Origin of the sequence: Streptomyces olivochromogenes (assembly GCF_001514115.1) — a bacterium.
Classification (GTDB): Bacteria; Actinomycetota; Actinomycetes; order Streptomycetales; family Streptomycetaceae; genus Streptomyces; species Streptomyces olivochromogenes.
This window is the reverse complement of the sequence record NZ_KQ948456.1, coordinates 264,641-287,567: the sequence shown is the minus strand read 5'-3', so window position 1 is coordinate 287,567 and position 22,927 is coordinate 264,641. Positions and strand designations below refer to the sequence as shown.

Annotated in this window: 22 protein-coding genes and 2 tRNA genes; 18 read left to right on the top strand and 6 right to left on the bottom strand. The window is 70.3% G+C overall.

Annotation, left to right across the window (positions count from 1 at the left end):
* Nucleotides 1-10: 10 nt before the first annotated feature.
* From proB to AQJ27_RS18980, 5 genes are all read left to right on the top strand, one after another.
* Nucleotides 11-1,150 carry a glutamate 5-kinase gene (gene proB, locus AQJ27_RS19000; RefSeq protein WP_067370030.1) on the top strand — a complete coding sequence of 380 codons (1,140 nt, stop codon included), beginning with the start codon at nt 11-13 and terminating at the stop codon, nt 1,148-1,150.
* A 214-nt stretch (nt 1,151-1,364) separates the two neighbouring features.
* Entirely contained in the window at nt 1,365-1,844 is a 480-nt protein-coding gene (locus AQJ27_RS18995) for a hypothetical protein (RefSeq protein WP_067370027.1), read from the top strand.
* A gap of 61 nt (nt 1,845-1,905) precedes the next feature.
* Nucleotides 1,906-3,192, top strand: a complete 1,287-nt coding sequence (locus tag AQJ27_RS18990; protein WP_067370024.1) for a glutamate-5-semialdehyde dehydrogenase — start codon at nt 1,906-1,908, stop codon at nt 3,190-3,192.
* 89 nt (nt 3,193-3,281) lie between these two features.
* Entirely contained in the window at nt 3,282-3,905 is a 624-nt protein-coding gene (locus AQJ27_RS18985) for an SCO2584 family spore wall biosynthesis protein (protein ID WP_439959848.1), read from the top strand.
* A gap of 144 nt (nt 3,906-4,049) precedes the next feature.
* The gene (locus AQJ27_RS18980) at nt 4,050-5,117 is read left to right on the top strand and encodes an SCO2583 family membrane protein (protein ID WP_067370018.1); all 1,068 of its coding nucleotides are present in this window, start codon (nt 4,050-4,052) and stop codon (nt 5,115-5,117) included.
* Between the two features lie 71 nt (nt 5,118-5,188).
* Here AQJ27_RS18980 and AQJ27_RS18975 read toward each other — a convergent pair whose 3' ends face one another.
* On the bottom strand, nt 5,189-6,358 hold the full coding sequence (locus AQJ27_RS18975) for a M48 family metallopeptidase (protein ID WP_235613475.1): 1,170 nt from the start codon (nt 6,356-6,358) through the stop codon (nt 5,189-5,191).
* A 103-nt stretch (nt 6,359-6,461) separates the two neighbouring features.
* Here AQJ27_RS18975 and AQJ27_RS57350 point away from each other — a divergent pair, with 103 nt between their 5' ends.
* From AQJ27_RS57350 to AQJ27_RS18950, 7 genes are all read left to right on the top strand, one after another.
* Nucleotides 6,462-6,620, top strand: a complete 159-nt coding sequence (locus AQJ27_RS57350; RefSeq protein ID WP_095854716.1) for a hypothetical protein — start codon at nt 6,462-6,464, stop codon at nt 6,618-6,620.
* 192 nt (nt 6,621-6,812) lie between these two features.
* Nucleotides 6,813-6,974 (top strand): hypothetical protein, encoded by a 162-nt coding sequence (locus tag AQJ27_RS57345; RefSeq protein ID WP_095854717.1) that lies wholly within the window; start codon nt 6,813-6,815, stop codon nt 6,972-6,974.
* 247 nt (nt 6,975-7,221) lie between these two features.
* Nucleotides 7,222-7,788 carry a nicotinate-nucleotide adenylyltransferase gene (gene nadD / locus AQJ27_RS18970; protein ID WP_248297702.1) on the top strand — a complete coding sequence of 189 codons (567 nt, stop codon included), beginning with the start codon at nt 7,222-7,224 and terminating at the stop codon, nt 7,786-7,788.
* A gap of 25 nt (nt 7,789-7,813) precedes the next feature.
* Nucleotides 7,814-9,637 (top strand): LCP family protein, encoded by a 1,824-nt coding sequence (locus AQJ27_RS18965; RefSeq protein ID WP_067370013.1) that lies wholly within the window; start codon nt 7,814-7,816, stop codon nt 9,635-9,637.
* 172 nt (nt 9,638-9,809) lie between these two features.
* Entirely contained in the window at nt 9,810-10,253 is a 444-nt protein-coding gene (rsfS, locus tag AQJ27_RS18960) for a ribosome silencing factor (protein ID WP_054231941.1), read from the top strand.
* A 62-nt stretch (nt 10,254-10,315) separates the two neighbouring features.
* A complete protein-coding gene (locus tag AQJ27_RS18955; protein ID WP_067370605.1) occupies nt 10,316-10,999 on the top strand; it encodes a histidine phosphatase family protein in 684 nt (227 codons plus the stop codon).
* 107 nt (nt 11,000-11,106) lie between these two features.
* Nucleotides 11,107-11,179: transfer RNA gene (locus AQJ27_RS18950), tRNA-Ala, on the top strand.
* Nucleotides 11,180-11,260: 81 nt separating this feature from the next.
* Here the strand turns inward: AQJ27_RS18950 and AQJ27_RS18945 are convergent.
* Nucleotides 11,261-12,178: a helix-turn-helix transcriptional regulator gene (locus tag AQJ27_RS18945; protein WP_079065103.1), complete on the bottom strand. Its 918-nt coding sequence runs from the start codon at nt 12,176-12,178 to the stop codon at nt 11,261-11,263.
* Between the two features lie 119 nt (nt 12,179-12,297).
* Between AQJ27_RS18945 and AQJ27_RS18940 the strand changes: the two genes are divergently transcribed.
* From AQJ27_RS18940 to AQJ27_RS18935, 3 genes are all read left to right on the top strand, one after another.
* Entirely contained in the window at nt 12,298-13,767 is a 1,470-nt protein-coding gene (locus AQJ27_RS18940) for an MFS transporter (RefSeq protein WP_201264272.1), read from the top strand.
* Between the two features lie 69 nt (nt 13,768-13,836).
* Complete coding sequence (locus AQJ27_RS55630; RefSeq protein ID WP_101405208.1) at nt 13,837-14,010, top strand: hypothetical protein; 174 nt, start codon at nt 13,837-13,839, stop codon at nt 14,008-14,010.
* A gap of 3 nt (nt 14,011-14,013) precedes the next feature.
* Complete coding sequence (locus AQJ27_RS18935; protein WP_054231942.1) at nt 14,014-14,247, top strand: hypothetical protein; 234 nt, start codon at nt 14,014-14,016, stop codon at nt 14,245-14,247.
* Here AQJ27_RS18935 and AQJ27_RS18930 read toward each other — a convergent pair.
* Nucleotides 14,216-15,472, bottom strand: coding sequence for a glycosyltransferase 87 family protein (locus tag AQJ27_RS18930; RefSeq protein WP_067370600.1), 1,257 nt, complete (start codon nt 15,470-15,472; stop codon nt 14,216-14,218). The two genes, AQJ27_RS18935 and AQJ27_RS18930, sit on opposite strands and share 32 nt — an antisense overlap.
* Before the next feature lie 147 nt (nt 15,473-15,619).
* On the opposite strand from AQJ27_RS18930, the gene AQJ27_RS18925 reads away from it, so the two are divergent.
* Nucleotides 15,620-15,692: transfer RNA gene (locus AQJ27_RS18925), tRNA-Ala, on the top strand.
* 50 nt (nt 15,693-15,742) lie between these two features.
* Here the strand turns inward: AQJ27_RS18925 and AQJ27_RS18920 are convergent.
* Nucleotides 15,743-17,362: an NADH-quinone oxidoreductase subunit NuoF family protein gene (locus AQJ27_RS18920; RefSeq protein WP_067370006.1), complete on the bottom strand. Its 1,620-nt coding sequence runs from the start codon at nt 17,360-17,362 to the stop codon at nt 15,743-15,745.
* Nucleotides 17,359-18,678 (bottom strand): ferric reductase-like transmembrane domain-containing protein, encoded by a 1,320-nt coding sequence (locus AQJ27_RS18915; protein ID WP_235613473.1) that lies wholly within the window; start codon nt 18,676-18,678, stop codon nt 17,359-17,361. The genes AQJ27_RS18920 and AQJ27_RS18915 overlap by 4 nt, the downstream gene beginning before the upstream one ends.
* 417 nt (nt 18,679-19,095) lie before the next feature.
* On the opposite strand from AQJ27_RS18915, the gene leuS reads away from it, so the two are divergent.
* The gene (gene leuS / locus AQJ27_RS18910) at nt 19,096-21,984 is read left to right on the top strand and encodes a leucine--tRNA ligase (RefSeq protein WP_067370000.1); all 2,889 of its coding nucleotides are present in this window, start codon (nt 19,096-19,098) and stop codon (nt 21,982-21,984) included.
* A 36-nt stretch (nt 21,985-22,020) separates the two neighbouring features.
* Here leuS and AQJ27_RS60825 read toward each other — a convergent pair whose 3' ends face one another.
* Nucleotides 22,021-22,248, bottom strand: coding sequence for a hypothetical protein (locus AQJ27_RS60825; RefSeq protein WP_425275213.1), 228 nt, complete (start codon nt 22,246-22,248; stop codon nt 22,021-22,023).
* On the opposite strand from AQJ27_RS60825, the gene AQJ27_RS18905 reads away from it, so the two are divergent.
* A complete protein-coding gene (locus AQJ27_RS18905; protein ID WP_201264281.1) occupies nt 22,139-22,870 on the top strand; it encodes a hypothetical protein in 732 nt (243 codons plus the stop codon). The two genes, AQJ27_RS60825 and AQJ27_RS18905, sit on opposite strands and share 110 nt — an antisense overlap.
* Nucleotides 22,871-22,927: the final 57 nt, after the last annotated feature.

Below are 22,927 nucleotides of genomic sequence, written 5' to 3'. Positions count from 1 at the left end.
GACTGGGCACATGGCAGGCCAGGTGGCAGGGGCGAGGCGGGCCGCGGCCGGGGCCCAAAGGATCGTCGTCAAGGTGGGTTCCTCGTCGCTGACCACGGCCGCGGGCGGACTCGACGCCGACCGTGTCGACGCGCTCGTCGACGTCCTCGCCAAGCATCGCAGCGGCGGCGAGAAGGAGATCGTCCTCGTCTCGTCCGGCGCCATCGCGGCCGGCCTCGCCCCGCTCGGGCTGCGCCGCCGCCCCAAGGACCTGGCCCGGCAGCAGGCCGCCGCCAGCGTCGGCCAGGGCCTCCTGGTCGCCCGCTACACCGCCTCCTGCGCCCGCCACGGCGTCCGTGTCGGCCAGGTGCTCCTCACCGCCGACGACACCAGCCGGCGCGCCCACCACCGCAACGCCGCCCGCACCCTCGACAAGCTCCTCGCGATGGGCGCCCTGCCGGTCGTCAACGAGAACGACACCGTCGCCACGGACGAGATCCGCTTCGGCGACAACGACCGGCTCGCCGCGCTCGTCGCCCACCTCGTACGGGCCGACCTGCTGGTCCTGCTCTCCGACGTGGACGGCGTGTACGACGGCGACCCCAGCAAGTCCGGCACCTCGCGGATAGCGGAGGTCCGCGGACCGGGGGACCTCGCGCACGTCGACATCGGCACCGCGGGCAAGGCGGGCGTCGGCACCGGCGGCATGGTCACCAAGGTCGAGGCGGCCCGGATCGCGGCGGCCGCGGGCATCCCCGTGGTGCTCACCTCCGCCGTGCACGCCGCCGAGGCCCTCGCGGGCGGCGACACCGGCACGTACTTCCACCCCACCGGCAAGCGCTCCGCCGACCGGCTGCTGTGGCTGCAGCACGCCTCGACCCCGCAGGGCGCGCTCGTCCTGGACGACGGGGCCGTGCGCGCGGTCGTCGACCGGCGTACCTCGCTGCTGCCGGCGGGTATCGCGGCCGTCGAGGGCGACTTCACCGCGGGCGACCCCGTCGAGCTGCGCGACAGCACGGGGCGGGCGGTCGCACGGGGTCTGGTGAACTTCGACGCCAAGGAGATCCCCCAGCTCATCGGGCGCTCGACCCGCGAACTGGCCCGTGAGCTGGGGCCGGAGTACGAACGCGAGGTCGTACACAGGGACGACCTCGTGCTCCTGCATCCGTAAGACGTCTGTTCCGCGCCACCTCTGAAACAGCTGTCCAGTACACCCGTAAAAGGCCGATTCCGAGGCCCCCGCCGGGGGACGTTGTGTAAAAGCGCCACACGGCGGCTCCCCACCTGCTCAACTTTGTTGCGGGGAGACCCCGATGCAGCCCGATGCAGTACGACCATTGCGGACCATTACGGACCATTGCGAAAAGGAGGCCGTCGTGAGACGAGTGCGCCCTGGGGCGGCGGCGTCCCGCGGCGGTGCCGCCTCCCGGGCGGGTGGTCCGGCGTCCCGCGCGGTGGGCGAGGAACGGGCACTGACGAGCGTCGCGGCCGGTGACACCTATGAGGGCGAGAAGCCGGCCGACCAGCCCCGGCTGTGGCACGTCACGCTGAGCGTCTCGGGCGGCGAGGCCCCGCTGAAGGAGGTCAGGCGTGCCCTCGAACAGCTGGCCCACGACCACCCGTTCCTGCTGACCAGCCGCTACGCCAACGACCACGCGGAGATCCGCTACTGGGAAGAGGCCCGCGACCTGCACGACGCGGCGGCCGTCGCCCTGCGCCTGTGGGGCGAACACCGCCAGACCGCCAAGCTCCCGCCCTGGGAGATCGTCGGCCTGGAGGTCATCGACCGCGAGACGTACCACCAGCGGATCGCCGAGGGGTATGGGCCACTTCCGGCCACTCCGGTCGGAGTCCATCCCTTTTGACCCTGTCTCGGGGTGTGGGACAGCCGCTGGACGGGTCCGTCCGGCGCACTACCCTTCCGATATGACCACGCTCTCGCCGTACGACTCGATGTCCCCGGTCACCCAGGCCGCCTACCGGGCCAAGGCCGCCGCCGCCGATCTCGCCCCCCTGCCGCGGGCCGAGAAGGACGACGCGCTGCTCGCGATCGCGGACGCGCTGGAGGTCCGTACGAGCGAGATCGTCGCGGCCAACGCCAAGGACATCGCGCGCGCCCGCGAGGCCGGCACCAGCGAGACCGTCATCGACCGGCTCACGCTCACGCCCGAGCGCGTGCGCGCCATCGCCTCGGACGTGCGGGACGTCGTCGCACTGCCCGACCCGGTCGGCGAGGTCGTGCGCGGCTCGACCCTCCCGAACGGCATCGACCTGCGCCAGGTCCGCGTCCCGCTCGGTGTCGTCGGCATCATCTACGAGGCCCGCCCGAACGTCACGGTCGACGCCGCCGCCCTCTGCCTGAAGTCCGGCAACGCCGTCCTGCTGCGCGGCTCCTCCTCGGCCTTCGAGTCGAACACCGCCCTCGTCCGCGTGCTGCGCGACGCCGTGGGCGGCGCCGGACTGCCCGCCGACGCCATCCAGCTGGTGCCCGGCGAGGGCCGCGAGTCGGTGCGCGAGCTGATGCGCGCCCGCGGTCTGGTCGACGTGCTGATCCCGCGCGGCGGCGCCTCGCTGATCCGCACGGTCGTCCAGGAATCCACCGTCCCCGTCATCGAGACCGGCACGGGCAACTGCCACGTGTACGTCGACGCCAACGCCGACCTCGACATGGCGATCGACATCCTGATCAACTCCAAGGCGCAGCGGCCCAGCGTCTGCAACTCCGCCGAGACGCTCCTCGTGCACCGGGACATCGCCCCCGAGTTCCTGCCGCGCGCCCTGGACGCCCTCGCGGACGCAGGGGTCACCGTGCACGCCGACGAGCGCGTCCTCGCCTACGCCAAGGACTCCAAGGCCACCGTCGTCGAGGCCACGCCCGAGGACTGGGAGACCGAGTACCTCTCGTACGACATCGCCGCCGCCGTCGTCGACTCGCTCGACCGGGCCGTCGAACACATCCGGCTGTGGACCTCCGGCCACACCGAGGCCATCGTCACCACCTCGCAGCAGGCCGCCCGCCGCTTCACCCAGTTGGTGGACTCCACCACGGTCGCCGTGAACGCCTCGACCCGCTTCACCGACGGCGGCCAGTTCGGGTTCGGCGCCGAGATCGGCATCTCGACGCAGAAGCTGCACGCGCGGGGGCCGATGGGGCTGCCGGAGCTGACGAGCACCAAGTACATCGTCACGGGCGACGGACACATCCGGCGCTGAGCCCGCGCTCCGCGTGAGCCGCGTCTCGTCAGGCGGATGAATTTCCATACCGTCTGCCCAAAATGACCCCCCAGGTCTACTCTGGATCCGTGCCGGAGGACGTGGGGGGCACGCCGTTCCCTGACGGCTGGGAGCCCGACGACGACCGCGACCGCGGGGGTGCGGACGAAGAGTTCGCCTCCGTGGTCTTCGACGAGGACTTCGTACGTGCGGCGGTGATCCATGAGCCGACCGCCGTCGAACGCCTCCTAGCAGCCGCGCAGGCCCGCGCGGAGGCCTCAGAGGCCGAGGCGCGCCGAGCGCACTCCCGGGGTGCCCGCGGCGACGACGAACGCTACGAGGACGGGTTCGGGCCCGACGGCCCTGGCGATTTCGGCCATGACGCGGACCTGGACGACCTCGACGACACCGAGATCCTCGAAGGCCGCTACGGAGCGCCGGGCCCGTACCGCAGATACGGCAGGGCCTACGGAAAGCAGGCCCGCTGGCACCGCCCCGTCGCCTGGGTGCTCGCCCTCGTGATGGGCGTCGGCATGGTCGCCCTGGCCTTCACGGCGGTCTACCGGGGGGCCTCCTCGGGCCGCCAGGACCAGGTCCCGCCGCCTGCCTCCACGGGCCTCGAACAGGGCCAGGACAAGGTCACCGGCACCAGCCCCTCGGCTTCGGCCGAGTACTCCCATTCGGCCGTGTCCGCGGTTCCCCGAACGCCCTGACGCCCATGGCGCCCGCGCCACCCCTGACGGCACTTCGAACATGCTGACGATCGCGACGGTCCTTGGCGATCCTGGTGAGAACCTGTCAGAAGTTGTCGTGTACCACGGCGTTTACCTGAGCTCCCGGAGACCTACCCTGAAGGTATGGGCGGGCCTGGAGACCCACCTGAGGGGACACCCGAGGGCGCTCCCGCTGGTGGAGAGGACGAATACCGATCCGTCGTCTTCGACGAGTCGTTCGTCCGTGCTGCCCGCCTCCAGGAGTTCTCCGCGCAGGAGCGGATGGCCGACCACGCCCCGGCCGTACGCCGCCGCCCCACCCTCCAGCGCGGTCTGCCCCGGCAGGCGCTGATCCTGGTCCTGCTGATCGCCGTCGCCTTCGGCACCGCGATCTACATGGGCGTACGCCACCCGTACCAGACCCCGGCCGCCCAGCCCCCCGAACCGCTGCGGATGACCGTCATACCCCTGGCGCCCCAGACCGCCGTGCCGGGGGCCACGAGCGCCGAGGAGCTGTACGCGCACAGCCCCGCCGCCCAGTTCGCCGTCGGCGCCGACGGCATCGCGCTGCCCGCCTACCGGCGCACCGCGCACTTCTCCGACAGCCAGGTCGTGGCCGCCCTGACCACCGCCAAGGACTACCTCGTGAAGTCCTCGCTCGACCCGGAGGTACTCGCGGGCGTCACCAACCGGCCCGTGCGGATCCTGCTCGCCCCCCAGCAGCTCGACCAGTTCGACCAGAGCTTCGACCACCCGGCCGCCGACGGTCGGCACGCGCCCACCGGCTGGCTGGTCCGCTTCGACCCCACCCGCGCCCGGCTCGCCGACTCCAGGATCAGGGTGCAGGGCACGCTTCAGGCCGCCGAGTTCGACTCCAGCACCCTTGAGGTCGTCGCCGACCACACCTTCGTGTACGCCCTGAAGCCGGCCGGCTCGGGCGCCGACGCGAAGGCCTCGCTGTTCACCGTCCGGCGCGAGCTGCAGTTCCGCTTCGACCGCGACGACCTGCGCATGCACCAGGCCGAGGTGGTCGTCTCCTACGTCCAGGCCGGACCGCTCGCCTGCTCCGAGAACTCGGTGACCCATCTGCACCCGCTGCTCGCGGGCCAGACGGCGAAGGCGGGCGGCCCGGCCGGCACCGACCCGTACGCGACGGGCAGCGCGACGGCATTGTGCGGCTCACTGGCGACGAGCTCGCAGCCGAGGGTCTGACGGCCTTACGGTCGAAGGCGTGGCGCCCAAAGTTCTGACCGTGACCGTCGCGTCCGCGGCTCCCGTGTGTGTCAGTCGTCGTCCTCGGGGGTGCTGTCCCGGGGCGGCTGCTCCTTCGGCGAGGTCCGGTCCTCGGGGGCGGTCTGGTCGTTCTGGGCGGTCTGGTCCTTCGGGACGGTCTGGTCCTTGGGGGTGCCGCCGCCGGCGAAGCCTCCGAACCCGCGCCGCACCCGCCCGCCGAGGTCGCCCGCGCCCCCCGCGATGTCACTGACCAGCTTCATCAGCGGGTCCTTGGAGTTCTTGACGTCCGTGGCGTAGCTCGCCGCCGACTGCCGGAAGGAGTCCGAGACCGAGGTCTCCTTGTCCTCGGAGCGCCGCGGATAGTGACCGTCCATGATCCGCTGGTAGTCGCGGGACTCGGCCCACTTCTTCAGCTCGGCGGCGCGCACGGTGGTGAAGGGGTGCGTGCGGGGGAGCGTGTTGAGGATCTTGAGCACGGAGTCGCGCAGATCGCCCCCGGCCTCGTACTCCTCGGCCTGCTCGAGGAACGCGTCCACGTTCATCTCGTGCAGGTGATTTCCTCCCGCGAGCTTCATCAGGCCACGCATCGAGGCCTTCAGGTCCTGCCCGACGAGGAGCCCCGCCCGGTCGGCCGACAGCTCCGACTTGCGGAACCACTCCCGCAGCGCGGTCACGATCGCCATGATCGCGATGTTGCCCAGCGGGATCCAGGCCACCCGGAGCGCCAGATTGGTCAGGAAGAGCAGGATCGTGCGGTAGACGGCGTGGCCGGAGAGTGCGTGGCCGACCTCGTGCCCGACGACGGCCCGCATCTCCTCCTCGTCCAGCAGCTCGACGAGCCCGGTCGTCACGACGATGATCGGCTCGTCCAGGCCGATGCACATCGCGTTCGGCTGCGGGTCCTGGGCGACGTACATCGGCGGGACCTTCTCCAGGTCCAGGATGTGGCAGGCGTCCCGCAGCATCGTGTTGAGGTGCGCGAACTGGGCGTCCGAGACGCGCACCGAGTCGGACAGGAACAGCAGCCGCAGGCTGCGCTCGGGCAGCAGGCCGCTCAGGGCCTTGAAGACCGTGTCGAAGCCGCTGAGCTTGCGCAGGGCCACCAGGGCCGAGCGGTCCGCCGGGTGTTCGTAGGTGCGCGAGGAGATCCCCTCGAAGCGCCTGCGCTGCCTGCTCGGCACGTTCTCGTGCCCGTTCTGCTGGTGGCCGTTGTCGGACATGTGTTCCCCCATGCGCGTCTGAGTGCCCTATGTGCCCCCAAGGCACGGCCCAGCCTAGGCGGAGATACCGTGGACGGGCAGTACAGAGAAGGAGTCCATCGCCATGGAGCACATCCCCGCAGCCGCCTGGCTCACCGAGGCCGCGAACGCGGCAGACAAGCAAGGCCCGGGCAATCTGCTCCGTGTCGTGCTGATCGTGATGATCGTCGGGGTGGGCCTGACCGCCTGGTTCCTGCTGCGCGGGTACAAGCGGGACGACTGACGCGGGTACGGCGGGTATAGCGGGTACAACGGGTATAAGCGGCTACTTGCGGGACGACCGAGGCGTGTGCCGGCCGGCGAGGCCGGAGCAACCGGCGTCCCCAACGGCGGAGTCGGCGTGATCGCGGCCGAAGCCCCCGCATACGATGGGCCGACGTCTTTATCCCGCCCACACCGGATAGGTCCTGCCGAGATGAGCTTCCACAGCACCGCTGCACAGTTGGTCACCGTTGCCGCCGAGGGCGAGCAGGGGGGCAACCACGAGAGCCTCAACCCGTTCCTGACCGGCGGGGGCGCGCTGTTCGTGCTGCTCCTGCTGCTGTGGATCACGACGCGTTTCAACCGCGACCGCTGAGCCTTTTCGGCCGTTCGGAGCCGTCCCGGGGACCCCTGTCGGGCGGAGCCCGTCGACCGGGCCGGTAGGGTCTGCACGCATGGGAGAGCAGGACATGCCTACCGGTCCGGCGAGTGACACGGAGAGCGGCGCCGTCGGCGGCGCCGCGGGTGACGCGCTCGGCGGCCCGGTGAGAGGCGGGGCGAGTCGGTTGACGACCGGCCCCGGGAACGGCCCCTCGAATCCGGGTAAGCGCCGCCTCGGCGTCATGGGCGGAACGTTCGACCCGATCCACCACGGGCACCTCGTGGCGGCCAGCGAGGTCGCCGCGCAGTTCCACCTCGACGAGGTGGTGTTCGTGCCGACCGGGCAGCCGTGGCAGAAGTCCGACCGGAAGGTCTCACCGGCCGAGGACCGCTACCTGATGACGGTCATCGCCACCGCCGAGAACCCGCAGTTCTCGGTGAGCCGCATCGACATCGACCGCGGCGGCCCGACCTACACCACGGACACCCTGCGCGATCTGCGCGCGCTCAACCCCGACACCGATCTGTTCTTCATCACCGGTGCCGACGCGCTCGGTCAGATCCTCACCTGGCGGTACGCGGAAGAGCTGTTCTCCCTCGCGCACTTCATCGGAGTCACCCGGCCCGGTCACACCCTGACCGACCCGGGCCTTCCGGAGGGCGGCGTCTCGCTGGTCGAGGTTCCCGCGCTGGCCATCTCCTCCACAGACTGCCGTGCGAGAGTCGCCAAGGGCGACCCCGTCTGGTACCTGGTGCCGGACGGTGTGGTGCGCTACATCGACAAGCGTGAGCTGTACCGCGGCGAGTGAGGCGAGTGAGCCGAGAGGGGCACCGGTGAACGACCGATACGACGGATACGCGGGCGGCGACCAGTACGAGCTCGTCGGCTACGACGAGTTCGGGCAGCCTGTGTACCGGCAGGTGCCGCCCCAACAGCCCCAACAGGGCTACGACCCGTACGCGCAGCCGCAGCAGCCCCAGCAGCACCAGGGCTACGGCTACGACCCCTACGCGACCGGCGCGGGGGGCTATGACACCGGTCAGCAGCAGCCCGTGTCCTCGTACGACACCGGTCAGCAGACCGCGGTCCCCGGCTACGACCCCTACGACCCGTACGGAGCCGGCACGTCCGGCGCCGCCGGGACGTCGTCGTCGTACGACCCCTACGGGCAGACGGCACAGACGACACAGTCGGCGCACACGGGTCAGGCCGGGCAGGCTGGTCAGGCCGGGCAGACAGGGCGGGCGGCCCAGTCCCGGAGCGGTACCGGTGCCGCGGGCACGAGCACCGGGCAGCAGCCCCGGGTCGCCGAACAGACCGCCTACATCCCGCAGCAGGCGCGCCCCGCGGAGGAGAACGAGCCCCGGGCCGACCGGGACTACCGCACCGAGCAGTTCGCCTTCGTCGAGGAGCAGGAAGCCGAGCCCGAAGACGTCATCGACTGGCTCAACTTCACCGAGAACCGCACCGAGCGCCGCGAGGAGGCCAAGCGCCGCGCCCGCAGCAGGGTCGTCGCCCTGGTCGTGGTGCTCGCCCTGGTCGTGGTCGGCGGTGTCGGCTACCTCTGGTACGCGGGGAAGCTGCCCGGCACCTCCTCCGGCGGCAAGTCCGCCGCGACGACGGCCACGGGTGCCCAGAACCGTGATGTGATCGTCGTCCACCTGCACAACACGAAGGGCGGCGGCACCTCCACGGCGCTGCTCGTCGACAACACCACCATCAAGCAGGGCACCACCGTCCTGCTGCCCAACTCCCTTGCCCTGACCGACGACAGCGGCTCGACGACCACGCTCGCCAAGTCCGTCGGCGACGACGGCTCCTCCGGGACCCGGGACGCGATCGACACGGTGCTCGGGACCAACATCCAGGGCACCTGGCGCCTCGACACCCCCTACCTCAACAACCTCGTCGACCTCGTCGGCAACATCGACCTCACCACCAACGCCGATGTGCCGGACCCCGATGCGAAGAAGAAGGGCGAGGCGCCCCTCGTGAAGAAGGGCGAGAACCAGACCCTCAGCGGCAAGATGGCCGTCGCCTACGCCACCTACCGAGCCTCCGGCGAAGCCCAGAACGCGCAGTTGGAGCGGTTCGGACAGGTCATGCAGGGCGTGCTGCGCAAGCTGTCCTCGGACAAGCAGGCCGCGACCACCACCGTCCAGACCCTGGCGCAGATCCTCGACCCCTCCCTGACCGACCAGGACCTCGGCGCCTTCCTCGCCAAGCTCGCCGACCTCGCCAAGGGCGGCGACTACAAGACGGCACTGCTGCCCGTGCAGCAGGACGGCACTCTGAGCGAGAGCGCCACCAACAGTGTGGTCAAGGACGTCCTTGGCGGCACCGCCAAGAGTCCCGACGCCGGTGCCGCAGTCCGTGTCGGTATCAAGAACGCCACCGGGAACAAGGACGCCACCGAGAAGGCCCGCGTCGTGCTGGTCAACGGCGGCTACACCTTCCTGGACTCCGGCACCGCCGCCACCGCCCAGAGCGTGTCCCAGATCACGTACACCGATGCCGCCAGGAAGAGCGACGCCATCGAGGTCGCGAAGACCCTCGGCCTGCCCACCAGCACCGTGAAGAAGGGCAGTGGCTCGTCCAACGCGGACGTCTCGGTGGTCCTCGGCCAGGACTACAAGGTGACCACCTCCACCGGGTGATCGCGGTGACCACTCCACTGGGTGATCACCAAGAGTGGTCGCGGGTGACCCTGTGGAGCGGTCGGCGCCACGTTCCGGGGTCCCCGGGACGTGGCCACGGAAACGCGTGGGGTGCCGTCGGCGGTCCGTGAGACCCTTGAGTCATTACTGACCGCCGACGGAAAGCCGCGTAGTGACCGCCACGGACCGCTCCATCGAGCTCATCACCACCGCCGCGCAAGCGGCCGCCGACAAGCTCGCGCACGACATCATCGCCTACGACGTCAGCGACGTTCTCTCGATCACCGACGCCTTCCTGCTGGCGTCCGCCCCCAACGACCGCCAGGTCAAGTCGATCGTCGACGAGATCGAGGAGCGGCTGAACAAGGAGCTCGGCGTCAAGCCGGTGCGCCGTGAGGGCGACCGCGAGGCCCGCTGGGTACTGCTCGACTACGTCGACATCGTGGTGCACGTGCAGCACAGCGAGGAGCGTGTCTTCTACGCTCTGGAGCGGCTGTGGAAGGACTGCCCGGAGCTTGACCTGCCCGCCGACGCCAAGGCCACCCGCGGCAAGGCCGCCGAGCACGCCAAGCTGCAGGCCGAGGAGGACTCCGTCGAATTCGGGGAGCTGCGGTGACCGCGGCGGGTGCCGAGGCGGGTGCCGAGGCGGCCAGGACCTCCGCCACGGGTGACGCCCAGGTGCAGCGACAGCCGACCGTCGCGGGCGTCGAGGCCGGGGAGAAGCCGGGCCGCGGTCGCCGCGTCATCCTGTGGCGGCACGGCCAGACCTCCTGGAACGTGGATCGCCGCTTCCAGGGCACCACGGACGTCGAGCTCACCGAGACGGGCATCGGCCAAGCCCGCCGCGCCGCCCGGCTGCTCGCCTCGCTGAAGCCCGACGTGATCGTCGCCTCGGACCTCCAGCGTGCCGCGAACACGGCCGCCGAACTGTCCACGCTCACCGGTATCGACGTCATCCACGACGAGGGCCTGCGCGAGACCTACGCGGGCGTCTGGCAGGGGCTGACGCACGAGGAGATCATCGCCCAGTACGGCGACGAGTACGCCGCCTGGAAGCGTGGTGAGCCGGTGCGCCGCGGCGGCGGTGAACTGGAGACCGAGGTCGCCGACCGCGCCGCCCCCGTGGTGCTGCGTCACGCCGACAAGCTCCCCGAGGACGGCACCCTCGTGGTCGTCAGCCACGGCGGCACCATCCGCACCACCATCGGGCGCCTGCTCGGCCTGGAGTCCCGGCACTGGGAGAGCCTCGGCGGCCTCTCCAACTGCTGCTGGTCCGTCCTCGGAGAGGGCGCGCGGGGCTGGCGGCTGCTCGAGCACAACGCCGGCACACTGCCGGAGCCGGTGCTCGGCGACGACGACTGAGCGGCCCCCTGTCCGGTCCCGGGGGCCAGGCGGGACCGGATTTCACTTTCTGGCAGGTCGCAGGCTAAAGTTCTTCTTGTTCGCCCCGCCGGGCGGGAAGAACACAAGGGGCTATAGCTCAGTTGGTAGAGCGCCTGCATGGCATGCAGGAGGTCAGGAGTTCAATTCTCCTTAGCTCCACAGATCAACTCTTTTGAGTTGTCAAAGATCAGCACAGATCAGTGATGAGAATCCCGTTCCCTTCAAGGGGCGGGATTTTTTTCATGTCCCCAAGGTTGTCGGTGACATGGGCGACATCGGTCTCAGGGACGCCGTGGCGGCCGCGAGTGACGGTGGCCACAACCGCTCCCGCCGCTCCCGCAGAACCGCCAGACCCTTGCGCGCCTTCTCGTCGTCCGGGGTGTAGGCGACGATCCGGCACTCCGGCATCCCGTCGATGGACAGCGACACCGAGGTCATCCGCAGTTCGCCCACCGCCTCATGGCGGAACGTCTTCACACGCGGGCCCGGCGGGAGGACGTCCCCGCCCGCCCACAACTCGGCGAAGCGAGGGCTGGCGGCCGACAGCCCGCGTATGTAGTCCTCCCAGGCGGGCTCGCCGACATGTCTGCCGTACGCGGAGCGCAGCGTCGCCACCATCAACGGCAGTTCGCTGTCCCGGAACACCACGGGGCAGCCGGGCTCGGGCACGGTGAACAGGGTCCACAGCACGTTGGGAACGCCGATGTCGAGCGTCTGCGGCACGAAGAACAGGTCGCGGTAAGGGGGGTTGGCGGCCAGGATGTCGTACCGCGAGTTGTAGACCGCCGCCGGGTGCGGATCGAGGGCGTCGATGATGCCCTGGATCTCCGCGCTCACGGTCTGCGCGGGGAGCTCCGGCTCGGACTCGTAGGGCACTTCGGCCAAGTGGTACAGGTGCTCCCGCTCGGTCTGGTCCAGGCGCAAGGTGCGCGCCACCGCGTCCAGGACCTGAGGAGAGGCGTTGATGGGGCGGCCCTGCTCCAGCCATGTGTACCAGGTCACACCTACCCCGGAGAGCTGCGCGACCTCTTCGCGGCGCAGCCCCGGCGTGCGGCGTCGGAAGCCCGGGGGCATCCCCACGTCGGCGGGTGTCACCCGCGCCCGCCGGCCGCGTAGAAAGCCGGCCAGCTCCGGCCTACGACGCTGTGTCGTGTTCATCGGCTTCACTTCCCCCGTCTTCCATCGTCCGCGCCGAACCCGTCCGCTGCCAGGTGCTGTCAATACCAGCATCGGCGGGCTCTCGGCACCCGTATCCGGCCGCCGCCAGGCTCGGAGCCATGACGACGACAACCCCCGCGGGCCCAGGTCCCGCAGCGGATTCAAGTCCTGCGACCAGTAAAGCCCCCGGCACTGACAATCGCCCCGGACGGCTGCTCGCGGTCGTGCTCACAGCCCAGTTCATGGCACTGCTCGACGTTTTCATCGTGAACGTCGCCGTACCCACGATCGGTTCCGAACTCCACGCGTCCGGCGCCGGAATGCAGTTGGTGGTCGCCGGATACTCCATCTCGTACGCCGTACTGCTGATCACCGGCGCGCGCCTCGGCGACCTGCTCGGCCACCGCCGCGTCCACCTCGCGGGCCTCGCGCTGTTCACCGCGGCCTCGCTGGCGTGCGGACTCGCCCGGGGAACCGGGGAGTTGATCGCCTTCCGGCTGGTGCAGGGCGCCGGTGCGGCCGTGATGATCCCGCAGGTGCTCAGCCTGATCCAGCGCCACTTCACCGGCGAGGGCCGGGCCCGTGCCCTCGGCGCGTACTCCGCCGTCGTCGCGACGGGAGCAGCGGCCGGACAGGTGCTGGGCGGCGTCCTGGTCAGCGCCGACCTGTTCGGTACCGGCTGGCGGCCGGTGTTCCTGGTCAACGTGCCCGTGGGCCTCGTACTCCTGGCCGTCGGCCACCGCGTCCTGCCGCGGGACGCCCCGGGAGCCGTGGAGCGCTCACGCGGCCTCGACCTGTCGGGCCTCGTCCTGCTCGGCGCCGCCGTGTCGTTGCTCACCGTGCCGCTCGTGCTCGGTCAGGAGGAGGGCTGGCCGCTGTGGTCCTGGCTGTCGCTCGGCGCGGCCGCGATCCTCTTCACCCTTTTCTGTCTGTACGAGTCCCGGCTCGCCCGGCGGGGTGGAGCGCCGCTGATCTCACCCCGGGTGCTGCGCCACCCCGGCATGGGCCTCGCGGTCTTCCGCCTGCTCGCGGTGATGGCGGTCAACGCGGGTTTCCTGTTCACTCTGACCCTGCACGTTCAGGGCGGCCTCGGGTACAGCGCGCTGCGCGCCGGACTCACCTTCGCGCCGACCGCGGTGGTCTTCGGTCTGGTCGGTCTGACCTGGCGTGACTGGCCGGCCGCTCTGCAAGGTGTCCTGATCCCGGCCGGCTTCGCCATCGCCGCCGTTTCCGTGGCCGGCGTCGGAGCCGTGCTGAAGGGCGGGGGCGACGGCGGTTTCTGGCTGTACGTGGCGTTCGCGGGTATGGGGACCGGTCTCGCACTGGGCTTCAGCCCCACGCTGACCAGGGCTCTGGCCACAGTGCGGCCCGAGGACGCGGCGGACGCCAGTGGACTGCTCGCGACGGTCACCCAGCTCGGTCAGCTGATCGGTGTCGCGGCCTTCGGCACACTCTTCTTGAACCGACTTGAGTCACTTGGGGCTCCGGGGGCGTATACCTCTGCGGACGCGCTCCTCATGTGCACGTATGCGCTGGCCGCGACGGCCACGTCGGGTGCCGTGTCCGGACTGGTACGAAGGCGTCGCTGACCGTATTGCTCCGGCCGTGGCAGAATCAAACGGCCGGAAGGGGGCGCGGCCCGACGGGAGGGAGAAGCGATGCCTGCGAGCATCCTCGAGGAGGTCGACGATCTCCTCGATGTGGCACAGACACGTAGAAGAGCCACTCTCCTCGACTGTCCTTCCTGCGGATCGGTCCACGTCGCCCAGGTCCTCGGCGACAACGGCGGGATCTCCTACGTGTGCACGGCCTGCGGCCACAGCTGGAGCTGATCGATGGGTGCACACAGGCGGAAGTGCGATTGGTGCGGCAGTGGTACGCCGATCGTCCGCGACATGGAGCCGGTCAACCACGACTACCAGTACTGGTGCGAGGAGTGCGCGCGGGCGCTGATCATAAAAGGCGACCCGATCGAGACGTACCGCGAGCTGGAGGGCGAGCCGATCTACGGCCGGCTCCTCGACGAGCACTGCACGCTCAAACGGTTCTATACGTTCGCCACAGCCTGACCCCGATCAGGGTCAGGAAGACGAGAGCGGCTCCTTCATAGAGGGCCGACAACGTCAACTGGGCGCCCGTCTGATGCAGTTCGAGCCGTCCCGGGCCGTGTGGCACCCACCACAGCGCGTACGAGCAGAAGACCAACGCCGTACCGACGGCGGTCACCAGTGCCGTACTGACGGTGGTCACCAGTGCCGTACTGACGGTGGTCATCTGTGCCGCGCCGACGGCGGCCGCCCTGCCGCGCGTGCCGAGGATCAGCACCATCGGCACGCACCACACCCAGTGGTGCGACCACGACACCGGACTGATCAGCAGCGCCGTGACCGCGCAGGCGGCCACCGCCCAGGCGCGTCGCCCGCGCAGCTCCGCCGCCACGGCGACCCCGAGGCCCAGGGAGCCCGCCACGGCCGCCGTGGCGACCCACCAGAGGCCCGGCTGAGTGGTGTGCAGCAGCCGGGCCAGTACCCCGCGCAGCGACTGGTTCGCGGTGTCCTCCACGAGCCCGACCCGACCCGTCTCGAAGACCATGCGGCTCCAGAAGCGCCATGAGTCGAAGGGCAGGACGGAGGCCGCCAGCAGGGTTGCCCCGGCGAACGCGACGGCCGCCCCGCGCGCGTGTCGCAGCCAGGGGCCTCCGGGGCCCCGCCGCGCGTATGCCACGACACCGGTGACCAGCAGGAACACCGCGAAGAGCGCCGGCGTCAGCTTGATCGCCGCCGCGAGTCCGATGCCCACGCCGGCCCAGCGGTGCCAGGGCCGCCGCGTCAGGTCCCACAGCACCAGCACGCCGAGCAGCAGGTTGATCTGCCCGTACCGCACGGTCGTCCACACCGGCTCGCACCACACGGCCGCCGCGGACGTCCACCAGACGCCCTCCACACGCGTGTGGTCGACGAGCCGTAGCGAGAGGGCCACGAACACCACAAGAAGGGCCAGATTTCCGGCCGTCGCCACAGTCCGCATGGTCGACGTGTCCAGCAGCGTCAGCGGCGTGAACAGCAGCGCGGCGAACGGCGGGTAGGTGGTCGGCAGATGGGCCTCGGTCGTACGCAGCGCGTAGAGGTCGCCGCCCGCGCGGACGGTCTCGCCCTCCGCCCGGTACACCATCAGGTCGATCATCGACACGTGCGCGGCCCGCTGTGCCCACCAGAAGGCGGCGAAGGACAACAGGCACGCCCCCAGGGCGACGGGCGCACGGCGGCGGACACGGGGGAGCGCGATCACGGTCACGAAGGCCGACACTATCCCTCATGTCCGCATTGTCCGCACGGCGCGGAATCGATTTGGTGGTCCACGGGGAGGACCGTGTAATGTTGGCGTCGCCGCCGGGGAAACCGGGCGACACGGTGGATGTGCGGCTTCGCCGCATGGCTACAAGGGGCTATAGCTCAGTTGGTAGAGCGCCTGCATGGCATGCAGGAGGTCAGGAGTTCAATTCTCCTTAGCTCCACACATATTGAAGGCGGGTCACCCGGTCAGGGTGACCCGCCTTCGTCGTGTTCAGCGGCCGCTGCCGAGCGCCCGACGACCACGGCGCTGGGAGAGGACCGGAAGGTTGTTGCGTGCCGGGGCGGAGGAGCGGGTGTCCTCCTCGATGCGCAGGGCGAGCGCCGGGCAGCGGCGTACGGCCCGCAGCGCCTTCGCCTCCGCGTACCGGGGCACCTGGGCCTGCGCGACGGTGGGGAAGCCGTCGGCGCCCAGTTCGAAGACCTCGGGAAGGATGTCCGCGCACAGGCCGTGACCGCGGCACAGTGTCCAGTCGACGTAGATCTTCTGACGGCTGGGGCCGGCCTCCTCGACCGCCTGACCGCCCGGGATGCCGGTGGGCAGCTGACCGCCCTCGAAGAGCGGCAGAACGCCCTCCACGGGCCTTCCGCAGCCATTGCCGAGGACATGGGCGGCCAGGTCGTCCGTGAACGCCTTGATGGTCGACTCGATGAACATCGCCGAGCCGTCGGGATGCGAGCAGGCGCCGCGTCTCTTCACGGCCTTGGCGACCTGCTTCACGGCCTCCAGGGCGGCCGGTCCGCCGCCGTTGAGGATGTCCTCCAGGCCGCGCGCCGCGGCGGGCAGGCCGAGGTAGCAGGGACCGCACTGTCCCGCACTCTCCTCCGCCAGCCACTGGGCCACCCGGAGAGACTCGCCCAGCGGGCACGTCTCCTGGGTGATCGGGAGGATCGCGCCGGCGCCGAGCGCGCCGCCCACCGCGTCCAGGGAGTTGCGCGAGACGATCGCCTCGTTGACCGTCGCCGCGTCCAGCCACTTGCCGTGGTAGCCGCCGGTCAGCACGCCCTGCGGCATCGGCGGGGCGCCGGCCAGCTGGAGCACGTAGCGCAGCGGCACGCCGGTGGGGACCTCGATCACCATGGGGCGGGCGACCGCCCCGGAGATGGTGAGCATGACGGTGCCGGGCTCGTCGTACAGACCGGTGTTGCGGTAGCGGTCGGGGCCGATACGGGCGGCGATGGCCAGCTGCGCGTACGTCTCGGCGTTCGACAGCAGCGTGGGCGCGCCGCCGACGCCGCTCTGCGACGCGCTGATCTTGCGGCCCGGCGGGATGGCCGGGCCGCCGTCGATGGAGCGGATGAGCGAAGCGGCCGCTCCGGTCACCATCCGCACCGGATTGCGCTGCACGCGCGCGCGGAGCGGCGATCCGCGCCGGTCGCTGAGGCCGCGCTCGGCCAGCGCGGCCTCCATGGACCGCTGGGTCGACTCTCGGGTCACCCCGATGACCAGGGTGCGGGCACCCATGGCCTCCGCGGCGAGCAGGGCGCCGTCCAGGATGAGGTGCGGGGCACGGTTGATGAGCACCGTGTCCTTGCGGCAGGCCGGTTCGTCCTCACTTCCGTTGACGACCACGACGGGTCGGATGCCCTTGCTGATGGCCGACTCGGCGACCGAGCGCAGTTTCTTGGCGAAGGGGAAGCCCGCGCCGCCGCGGCCCTTCAGGCCGATCGCCTCGGCGAGGCCCGCGAGCTGTTCACCGCCCATCGGCTCGAGCGGCCCGTGCACCTTGAGGTGCATGGGCAGATCGAGCCGTTCAACCAGGTCGAAGCCCGACGTGAGCTGCGGAAGCCCGACGACGCGGACCTCCGGGACGTCAGGCAGGGCCTCGTTCACTTAAAGCCTCCGGAAGGGGCGTTCCATGGTTCACCGGAGCCAGGAGCGTCGAAGGCGCCCGGCAGTACGTCAGTCGTGGGACCGCTGTCGTACGTGTCGTTGGTGTTGTACGTACCGAAGGCGGGGTTCGTCTCACCGTTGTTGTACACATCACTCGTGCCGTACCCGCCGGTGGCCGAATTGTCATAGACGGGGATGTTGTATCCCGTGTCGGCGAGCGGGTCGTACGCGGAGCGGGGCGCCTCGCCGACCGGCGGCGGCGAGGGGATGGGCCAGCTGCCCGACGTGCTGCCACCGGCGTCGGCGCGGGGGAACGTCTCCGTCGGCTGCATGTTCATGGGCATCTGGACGCGCTCGGTCGGGGCCGCGCCGGCGGGGTTCGCGCCGGGCGTGCCCGAGACGGCCCGGTAGGCGGCCGCGAAACCGGACGTCGCGTCCGCGGCAGCGGCGGGGTCGGCCGGGGTCTGGTACAGCGACTGCTCGGGGGACGGCGTGCGCTGCGGGGGTACGAAGGGGGCGCCCGAGGACTGCTGCGCGGGGCGCGGGGCGAAGCCCGGCAGGGAGTTCTCCGACAGGGCGGCACGGGATGCCGTCAGGTCCTCGCGGGCCATGCGGCCACCGGCGCCGCCACCCTCGCCGAGGATCGCCAGGATCCGGTCGGCGACCTTGCGCTTGAAGGGGTGGGGAGCCGCACGCAGGGCGAGCGCCGCGCCGACCCCGACCAGGCACAGCTCGTACGACACCATGAAGAACGGCTTCGCCGCCCGTCCCGCGAAGAGACCATGGATCAGCGCCGCGCACAGGGCCGGGTACGCCAGCATGTGCATCGCGCGCCAGCGTGCCGCGACCGGTGCCGGGGCCGCGAACTGGTTGCGCAGCGCGCCGGTGATGCCCACGAAGATCATGAGCAGCCCGGCCAGGGAGCCGAGGCCGATGAGTCCGGCGCTGCCCTTGACACCCAGGCTGAAGGGGATCAGCGCGGCGATCAGGACGGTGTGGTCCAGCGCCAGTTTGATGGTGATGTGCACCAAGAGGAACGCGATCGAGCCGACGGCCGTCACCCGGTGGATGCCCTGTGCCACGATCCGCTGACGCGTGTTGAGGATGAGCCGGTCCTGGGCGATGAGGCCCCAGATGACAGAGCACGTGAGGGAGACGAGCGACAGGACGCCCGCACCGAAGTTGAGGAAGTCCTGGACTTGGTTGCCTCCGGCCAGCACGACCACGGGTATGAGCAGCAGGACGGCAGCGCTCGCCATCCCGTAGGCCGAGCGGCCCGGTCGGGGAAGCGTGCTGCCACTGCGACGAGGGTTCATAGGGGGTTACTCCCAACGGTTCGGGGAAGCGGTCCCGAAGCCGAACTCTAAGTCGAGCCATACCGATGGGTACGAGGTTTGAGTTATTGCGTTGTTACCAAAGCGCGGCCAGGTCCTTGTGTTGTCCCGTAGCGTCCCCTTACGCGAAGTAATATTTGAATATTGTTCAGTTTTTTTGGCGTGATTGTGACGAGCGGCACGGCGTGTCCGGCCCCGTCCAAAGCTCGTCGCCGCGCGCGCGGGGGCTGCGGTACCCTGACGCCATGCGTGCCGTACGCCTTCTGCTTAGCGAGCCGCGCTGATCAGCCCCGACCACTGACGACCCGTGGTCGGCATCGGCGCGGCGTCCCCTCCTGTGCGAGGGGATTTTTCATTTCTAAGCCGCCGGCAGAGACGATCGATGGAGCTTTGAGGATCATGAGCGAGACGAACCCCGCTGCCGCCTCCGAGGTGGCAGCGCCGCACCGCTACACGGCCGCGATGGCCGCTGAGATCGAGGCACGCTGGCAGGACTTCTGGGACGCCGAGGGCACGTACGAGGCGCCGAACCCCAGCGGTGACCTGGCGGGCGACCCGGAGCTGGCCGCCAAGCCCAAGAAGTTCATCATGGACATGTTCCCGTACCCCTCGGGAGCGGGTCTGCACGTCGGCCACCCCCTGGGCTACATCGCGACCGATGTATTCGCCCGGTTCCAGCGCATGACGGGCCACAACGTCCTGCACACCCTGGGCTTCGACGCCTTCGGTCTGCCCGCCGAGCAGTACGCCGTGCAGACGGGCACCCACCCGCGCGTGTCCACCGAGGCCAACATCGAGAACATGAAGGTCCAGCTGCGCGCGCTGGGCCTGGGTCACGACAAGCGCCGGTCGTTCGCCACGATCGACCCGGGGTACTACAAGTGGACCCAGTGGATCTTCCTGCAGATCTTCAACTCTTGGTACGACGAAGAGGCGGACAAGGCCCGTCCGATCTCCGTGCTGATCGCCCAGTTCGAGAGCGGCGAGCGCGCCGTACCGAGCGTCGACGGCGGTGCGCGCGCGTGGAACGAGCTGACCGCCACCGAGCGCGCCGACGTCCTGAGCGAGTACCGGCTGGCGTACGCCTCCGACGCCCCCGTCAACTGGTCCCCCGGGCTGGGCACGGTGCTGGCCAACGAGGAGGTCACCGCCGACGGCCGCTCCGAGCGCGGGAACTTCCCCGTCTTCAAGGCCAAGCTGCGCCAGTGGAACATGCGCATCACGGCGTACGCCGACCGGCTGCTGGACGACCTGGAGGCGCTGGACTGGCCCGAGGCGATCAAGCTGCAGCAGCGCAACTGGATCGGCCGCTCCGAGGGTGCCCGCGTCGACTTCCCGATCGACGGCGAAGCCATCACGGTCTTCACCACGCGCCCGGACACCCTGTTCGGGGCCACCTACATGGTGCTGGCGCCCGAGCACCCGCTGGTCGACAAGTTCGTCCCCGAAGCCTGGCCCGAGGGCAGCCACGAGGCGTGGACCGGCGGTCACGCCACGCCCGCCGAGGCCGTCGCCGCGTACCGCGTGCAGGCCGCCTCGAAGTCCGACGTCGAACGGCAGGCCGAGGCCAAGGACAAGACCGGTGTCTTCACCGGCGCCTACGCGACCAACCCGGTCAACGGCGAGCAGGTCCCGGTCTTCATCGCCGACTACGTCCTGATGGGCTACGGCACCGGCGCGATCATGGCCGTCCCGGCGGGCGACCAGCGCGACTTCGAGTTCGCGCGCGCCTTCGAGCTGCCGATTCGCTGCATCGTCGAGCCGACCGACGACCGTGGCACCGACACGTCGACGTGGGAGAACGCCTTCGGGGCGTACGACGCGAAGATCATCAACTCCTCCAACGACGACATCTCGCTGGACGGCCTGGCGGTGGCCGAGGCGAAGGAGCGCATCACCGAGTGGCTGGCACGCAAGGGCATCGGTGAGGGCACCGTCAACTTCCGGCTGCGCGACTGGCTGTTCAGCCGCCAGCGCTACTGGGGCGAGCCCTTCCCGATCGTCTACGACGAGGACGGCGTCGCGCACGCGCTGCCCGAGTCGATGCTGCCCCTGGAGCTGCCGGAGGTCGAGGACTACTCGCCGCGCACCTTCGACCCGGACGACGCGAACACCTCTCCCGAGACGCCGCTGTCCCGCAACGAGGACTGGGTCAACGTCACCCTGGACCTGGGTGACGGCCGCGGCCCGCAGAAGTACCGCCGCGAGACCAACACCATGCCCAACTGGGCCGGTTCCTGCTGGTACGAGCTGCGCTACCTGGACCCGCACAACGACCAGAAGCTGGTCGACCCGGCCATCGAGCAGTACTGGATGGGCCCGCGCGAGGGCCAGCCGCACGGTGGCGTCGACCTGTACGTCGGCGGCGCCGAGCACGCCGTGCTGCACCTGCTGTACGCGCGTTTCTGGTCGAAGGTGCTGTACGACCTGGGGTATGTCTCCTCGGTCGAGCCGTTCCACAAGCTGTTCAACCAGGGCATGATCCAGGCCTTCGTGTACCGCGACAGCCGTGGCATCGCGGTGCCGGCCGCCGAGGTGGAGGAGCGCGACGGCGCGTACTACTACCAGGGCGAGGCGGTCTCCCGACTGCTGGGCAAGATGGGCAAGTCCCTGAAGAACGCGGTCACTCCGGACGAGATCTGCGCCGAGTACGGCGCGGACACCCTGCGCTTGTACGAGATGGCGATGGGTCCCCTGGACGTGTCGCGGCCGTGGGACACGCGCGCGGTGGTGGGCCAGTACCGGCTGCTGCAGCGGCTGTGGCGCAACGTCGTCGACGAGAACACGGGCGAGGTCACGGTCGTCGACACCCCGGCCGACGAGGACACCCTGCGGGCGCTGCACAAGGCGATCGACGGCGTGCGCCAGGACCTGGAGGGCCTGCGCTTCAACACCGCCATCGCCAAGGTCACCGAGCTGAACAACCACCTGACCAAGGCTGGCGGCCCCGTGTCGCGCACGGTCGCCGAGCCCCTGGTGCTGCTGGTCGCGCCGCTGGCCCCGCACATCGCCGAGGAACTGTGGCGCAAGCTGGGCCACACCGACTCGGTCGTCCACCAGGACTTCCCGGTGGCCGACCCGGCGTACGTCGTGGACGAGGCCGTGACCTGCGTCGTGCAGATCAAGGGCAAGGTCAAGGCCCGCCTGGAGGTCTCCCCGTCGATCTCCGACGCGGAGCTGGAGAAGATCGCGCTGGCCGACGAGAAGGTCGTCGCCGCGCTGGACGGCGCGGGCATCCGCAAGGTGATCGTCCGGGCGCCGAAGCTGGTGAACATCGTCACGGCGTAGCCGCTTGCCCCGGTCCGGCACGGATGGGTGGCTTGGCTAGGGGTAGTCCCCTACGGGCAGGTTCGGGGTTCTTCTGGAACTCCGGACCTGCCCGTTGCGTTTACCGTTGAAGAGCGACGCGGCGGCTGCCGCGACCGTCCGGAGGAGGAGCGTGGTGGAAGCCGTGATCACAGTTATCGCCCTGCTCTTCCTGCTGTTCGTGGTGCTGGGCGCATACGCCACGGTGAAGGTGATCGGCGCCGCCAAGCGCGGTGTGGACCGCACGGTCTCCCAGGCCCGCCGCACGGTCGAGGACACCACCCTGCGTGCCAGGACCTTCACTCAGCCGGGCCCGGCGGGGCAGATCGCCCAGCTGAGGCTGACGCTGCGCACCTCGATGCGGGCCACTCAGGACGCGCTGCACTCGGGCGTGGCCGAGGACGAGTCTCTGAAGGAGTCCCTCGGGCTGTTCGAGCGGCTCAGCGTGCATGGGCGCGAGCTGGACGACGAGCTGAAGCGCCTGGAGAGCGAACCGGACAAGAGGACGCTCTCCACGCGGCTGCCCGAGCTGCGCGAGCGCACCGAACGGATCACGCAGTCCGCGGACTCGCTGCGCTGGGCCGCGCGCGACCGGGCCCGCCGGTTCGCCGCCGACGACCTGGATTCGCTGAGTGAGCAGATCGACGTGGAGGCGGGCGCCCTGCGGCACTGGACGACCGAGCCGGGACCCACCGCCTCCTGGCCCGAGGCACCGGCACCGGACATGGCCACTTCCAGCGGCCAGACCTGGCCGGAGCCCCCGCAGTCCCGCCCGGCCGACGAGCCGCCGCGCTCCGCGATCACCCCGCCGGTACAGCGGCCCACCTACCCCTGGCAGAAGAAACCCCGTCCCGAGAGCACGACTTGACCGGACCTAGACCGCAGGTGAAAGGGGCCGGGCTGCCGTCCGCGCTCCCCGGCAGGT

What these genes read in the sequence shown, in the direction of transcription:
- leuS (WP_067370000.1), top strand. Translation starts at nt 19,096, where the DNA reads ATGAGCGAGACGAACCCCGCTGCCGCCTCCGAGGTGGCAGCGCCGCAC.
- AQJ27_RS57350 (WP_095854716.1), top strand. Translation starts at nt 6,462, where the DNA reads ATGGAGCACATCCCCGCAGCCGCCTGGCTCACCGAGGCCGCGAACGCG.
- proB (WP_067370030.1), top strand. Translation starts at nt 11, where the DNA reads ATGGCAGGCCAGGTGGCAGGGGCGAGGCGGGCCGCGGCCGGGGCCCAA.
- nadD (WP_248297702.1), top strand. Translation starts at nt 7,222, where the DNA reads ATGGGCGGAACGTTCGACCCGATCCACCACGGGCACCTCGTGGCGGCC.
- AQJ27_RS18945 (WP_079065103.1), bottom strand. Translation starts at nt 12,178, where the DNA reads ATGAACACGACACAGCGTCGTAGGCCGGAGCTGGCCGGCTTTCTACGC.
- AQJ27_RS18975 (WP_235613475.1), bottom strand. Translation starts at nt 6,358, where the DNA reads ATGTCCGACAACGGCCACCAGCAGAACGGGCACGAGAACGTGCCGAGC.
- AQJ27_RS18915 (WP_235613473.1), bottom strand. Translation starts at nt 18,678, where the DNA reads ATGAACCCTCGTCGCAGTGGCAGCACGCTTCCCCGACCGGGCCGCTCG.
- AQJ27_RS18935 (WP_054231942.1), top strand. Translation starts at nt 14,014, where the DNA reads ATGGGTGCACACAGGCGGAAGTGCGATTGGTGCGGCAGTGGTACGCCG.
- AQJ27_RS18990 (WP_067370024.1), top strand. Translation starts at nt 1,906, where the DNA reads ATGACCACGCTCTCGCCGTACGACTCGATGTCCCCGGTCACCCAGGCC.
- AQJ27_RS18940 (WP_201264272.1), top strand. Translation starts at nt 12,298, where the DNA reads ATGACGACGACAACCCCCGCGGGCCCAGGTCCCGCAGCGGATTCAAGT.
- AQJ27_RS57345 (WP_095854717.1), top strand. Translation starts at nt 6,813, where the DNA reads ATGAGCTTCCACAGCACCGCTGCACAGTTGGTCACCGTTGCCGCCGAG.
- AQJ27_RS55630 (WP_101405208.1), top strand. Translation starts at nt 13,837, where the DNA reads ATGCCTGCGAGCATCCTCGAGGAGGTCGACGATCTCCTCGATGTGGCA.
- AQJ27_RS18980 (WP_067370018.1), top strand. Translation starts at nt 4,050, where the DNA reads ATGGGCGGGCCTGGAGACCCACCTGAGGGGACACCCGAGGGCGCTCCC.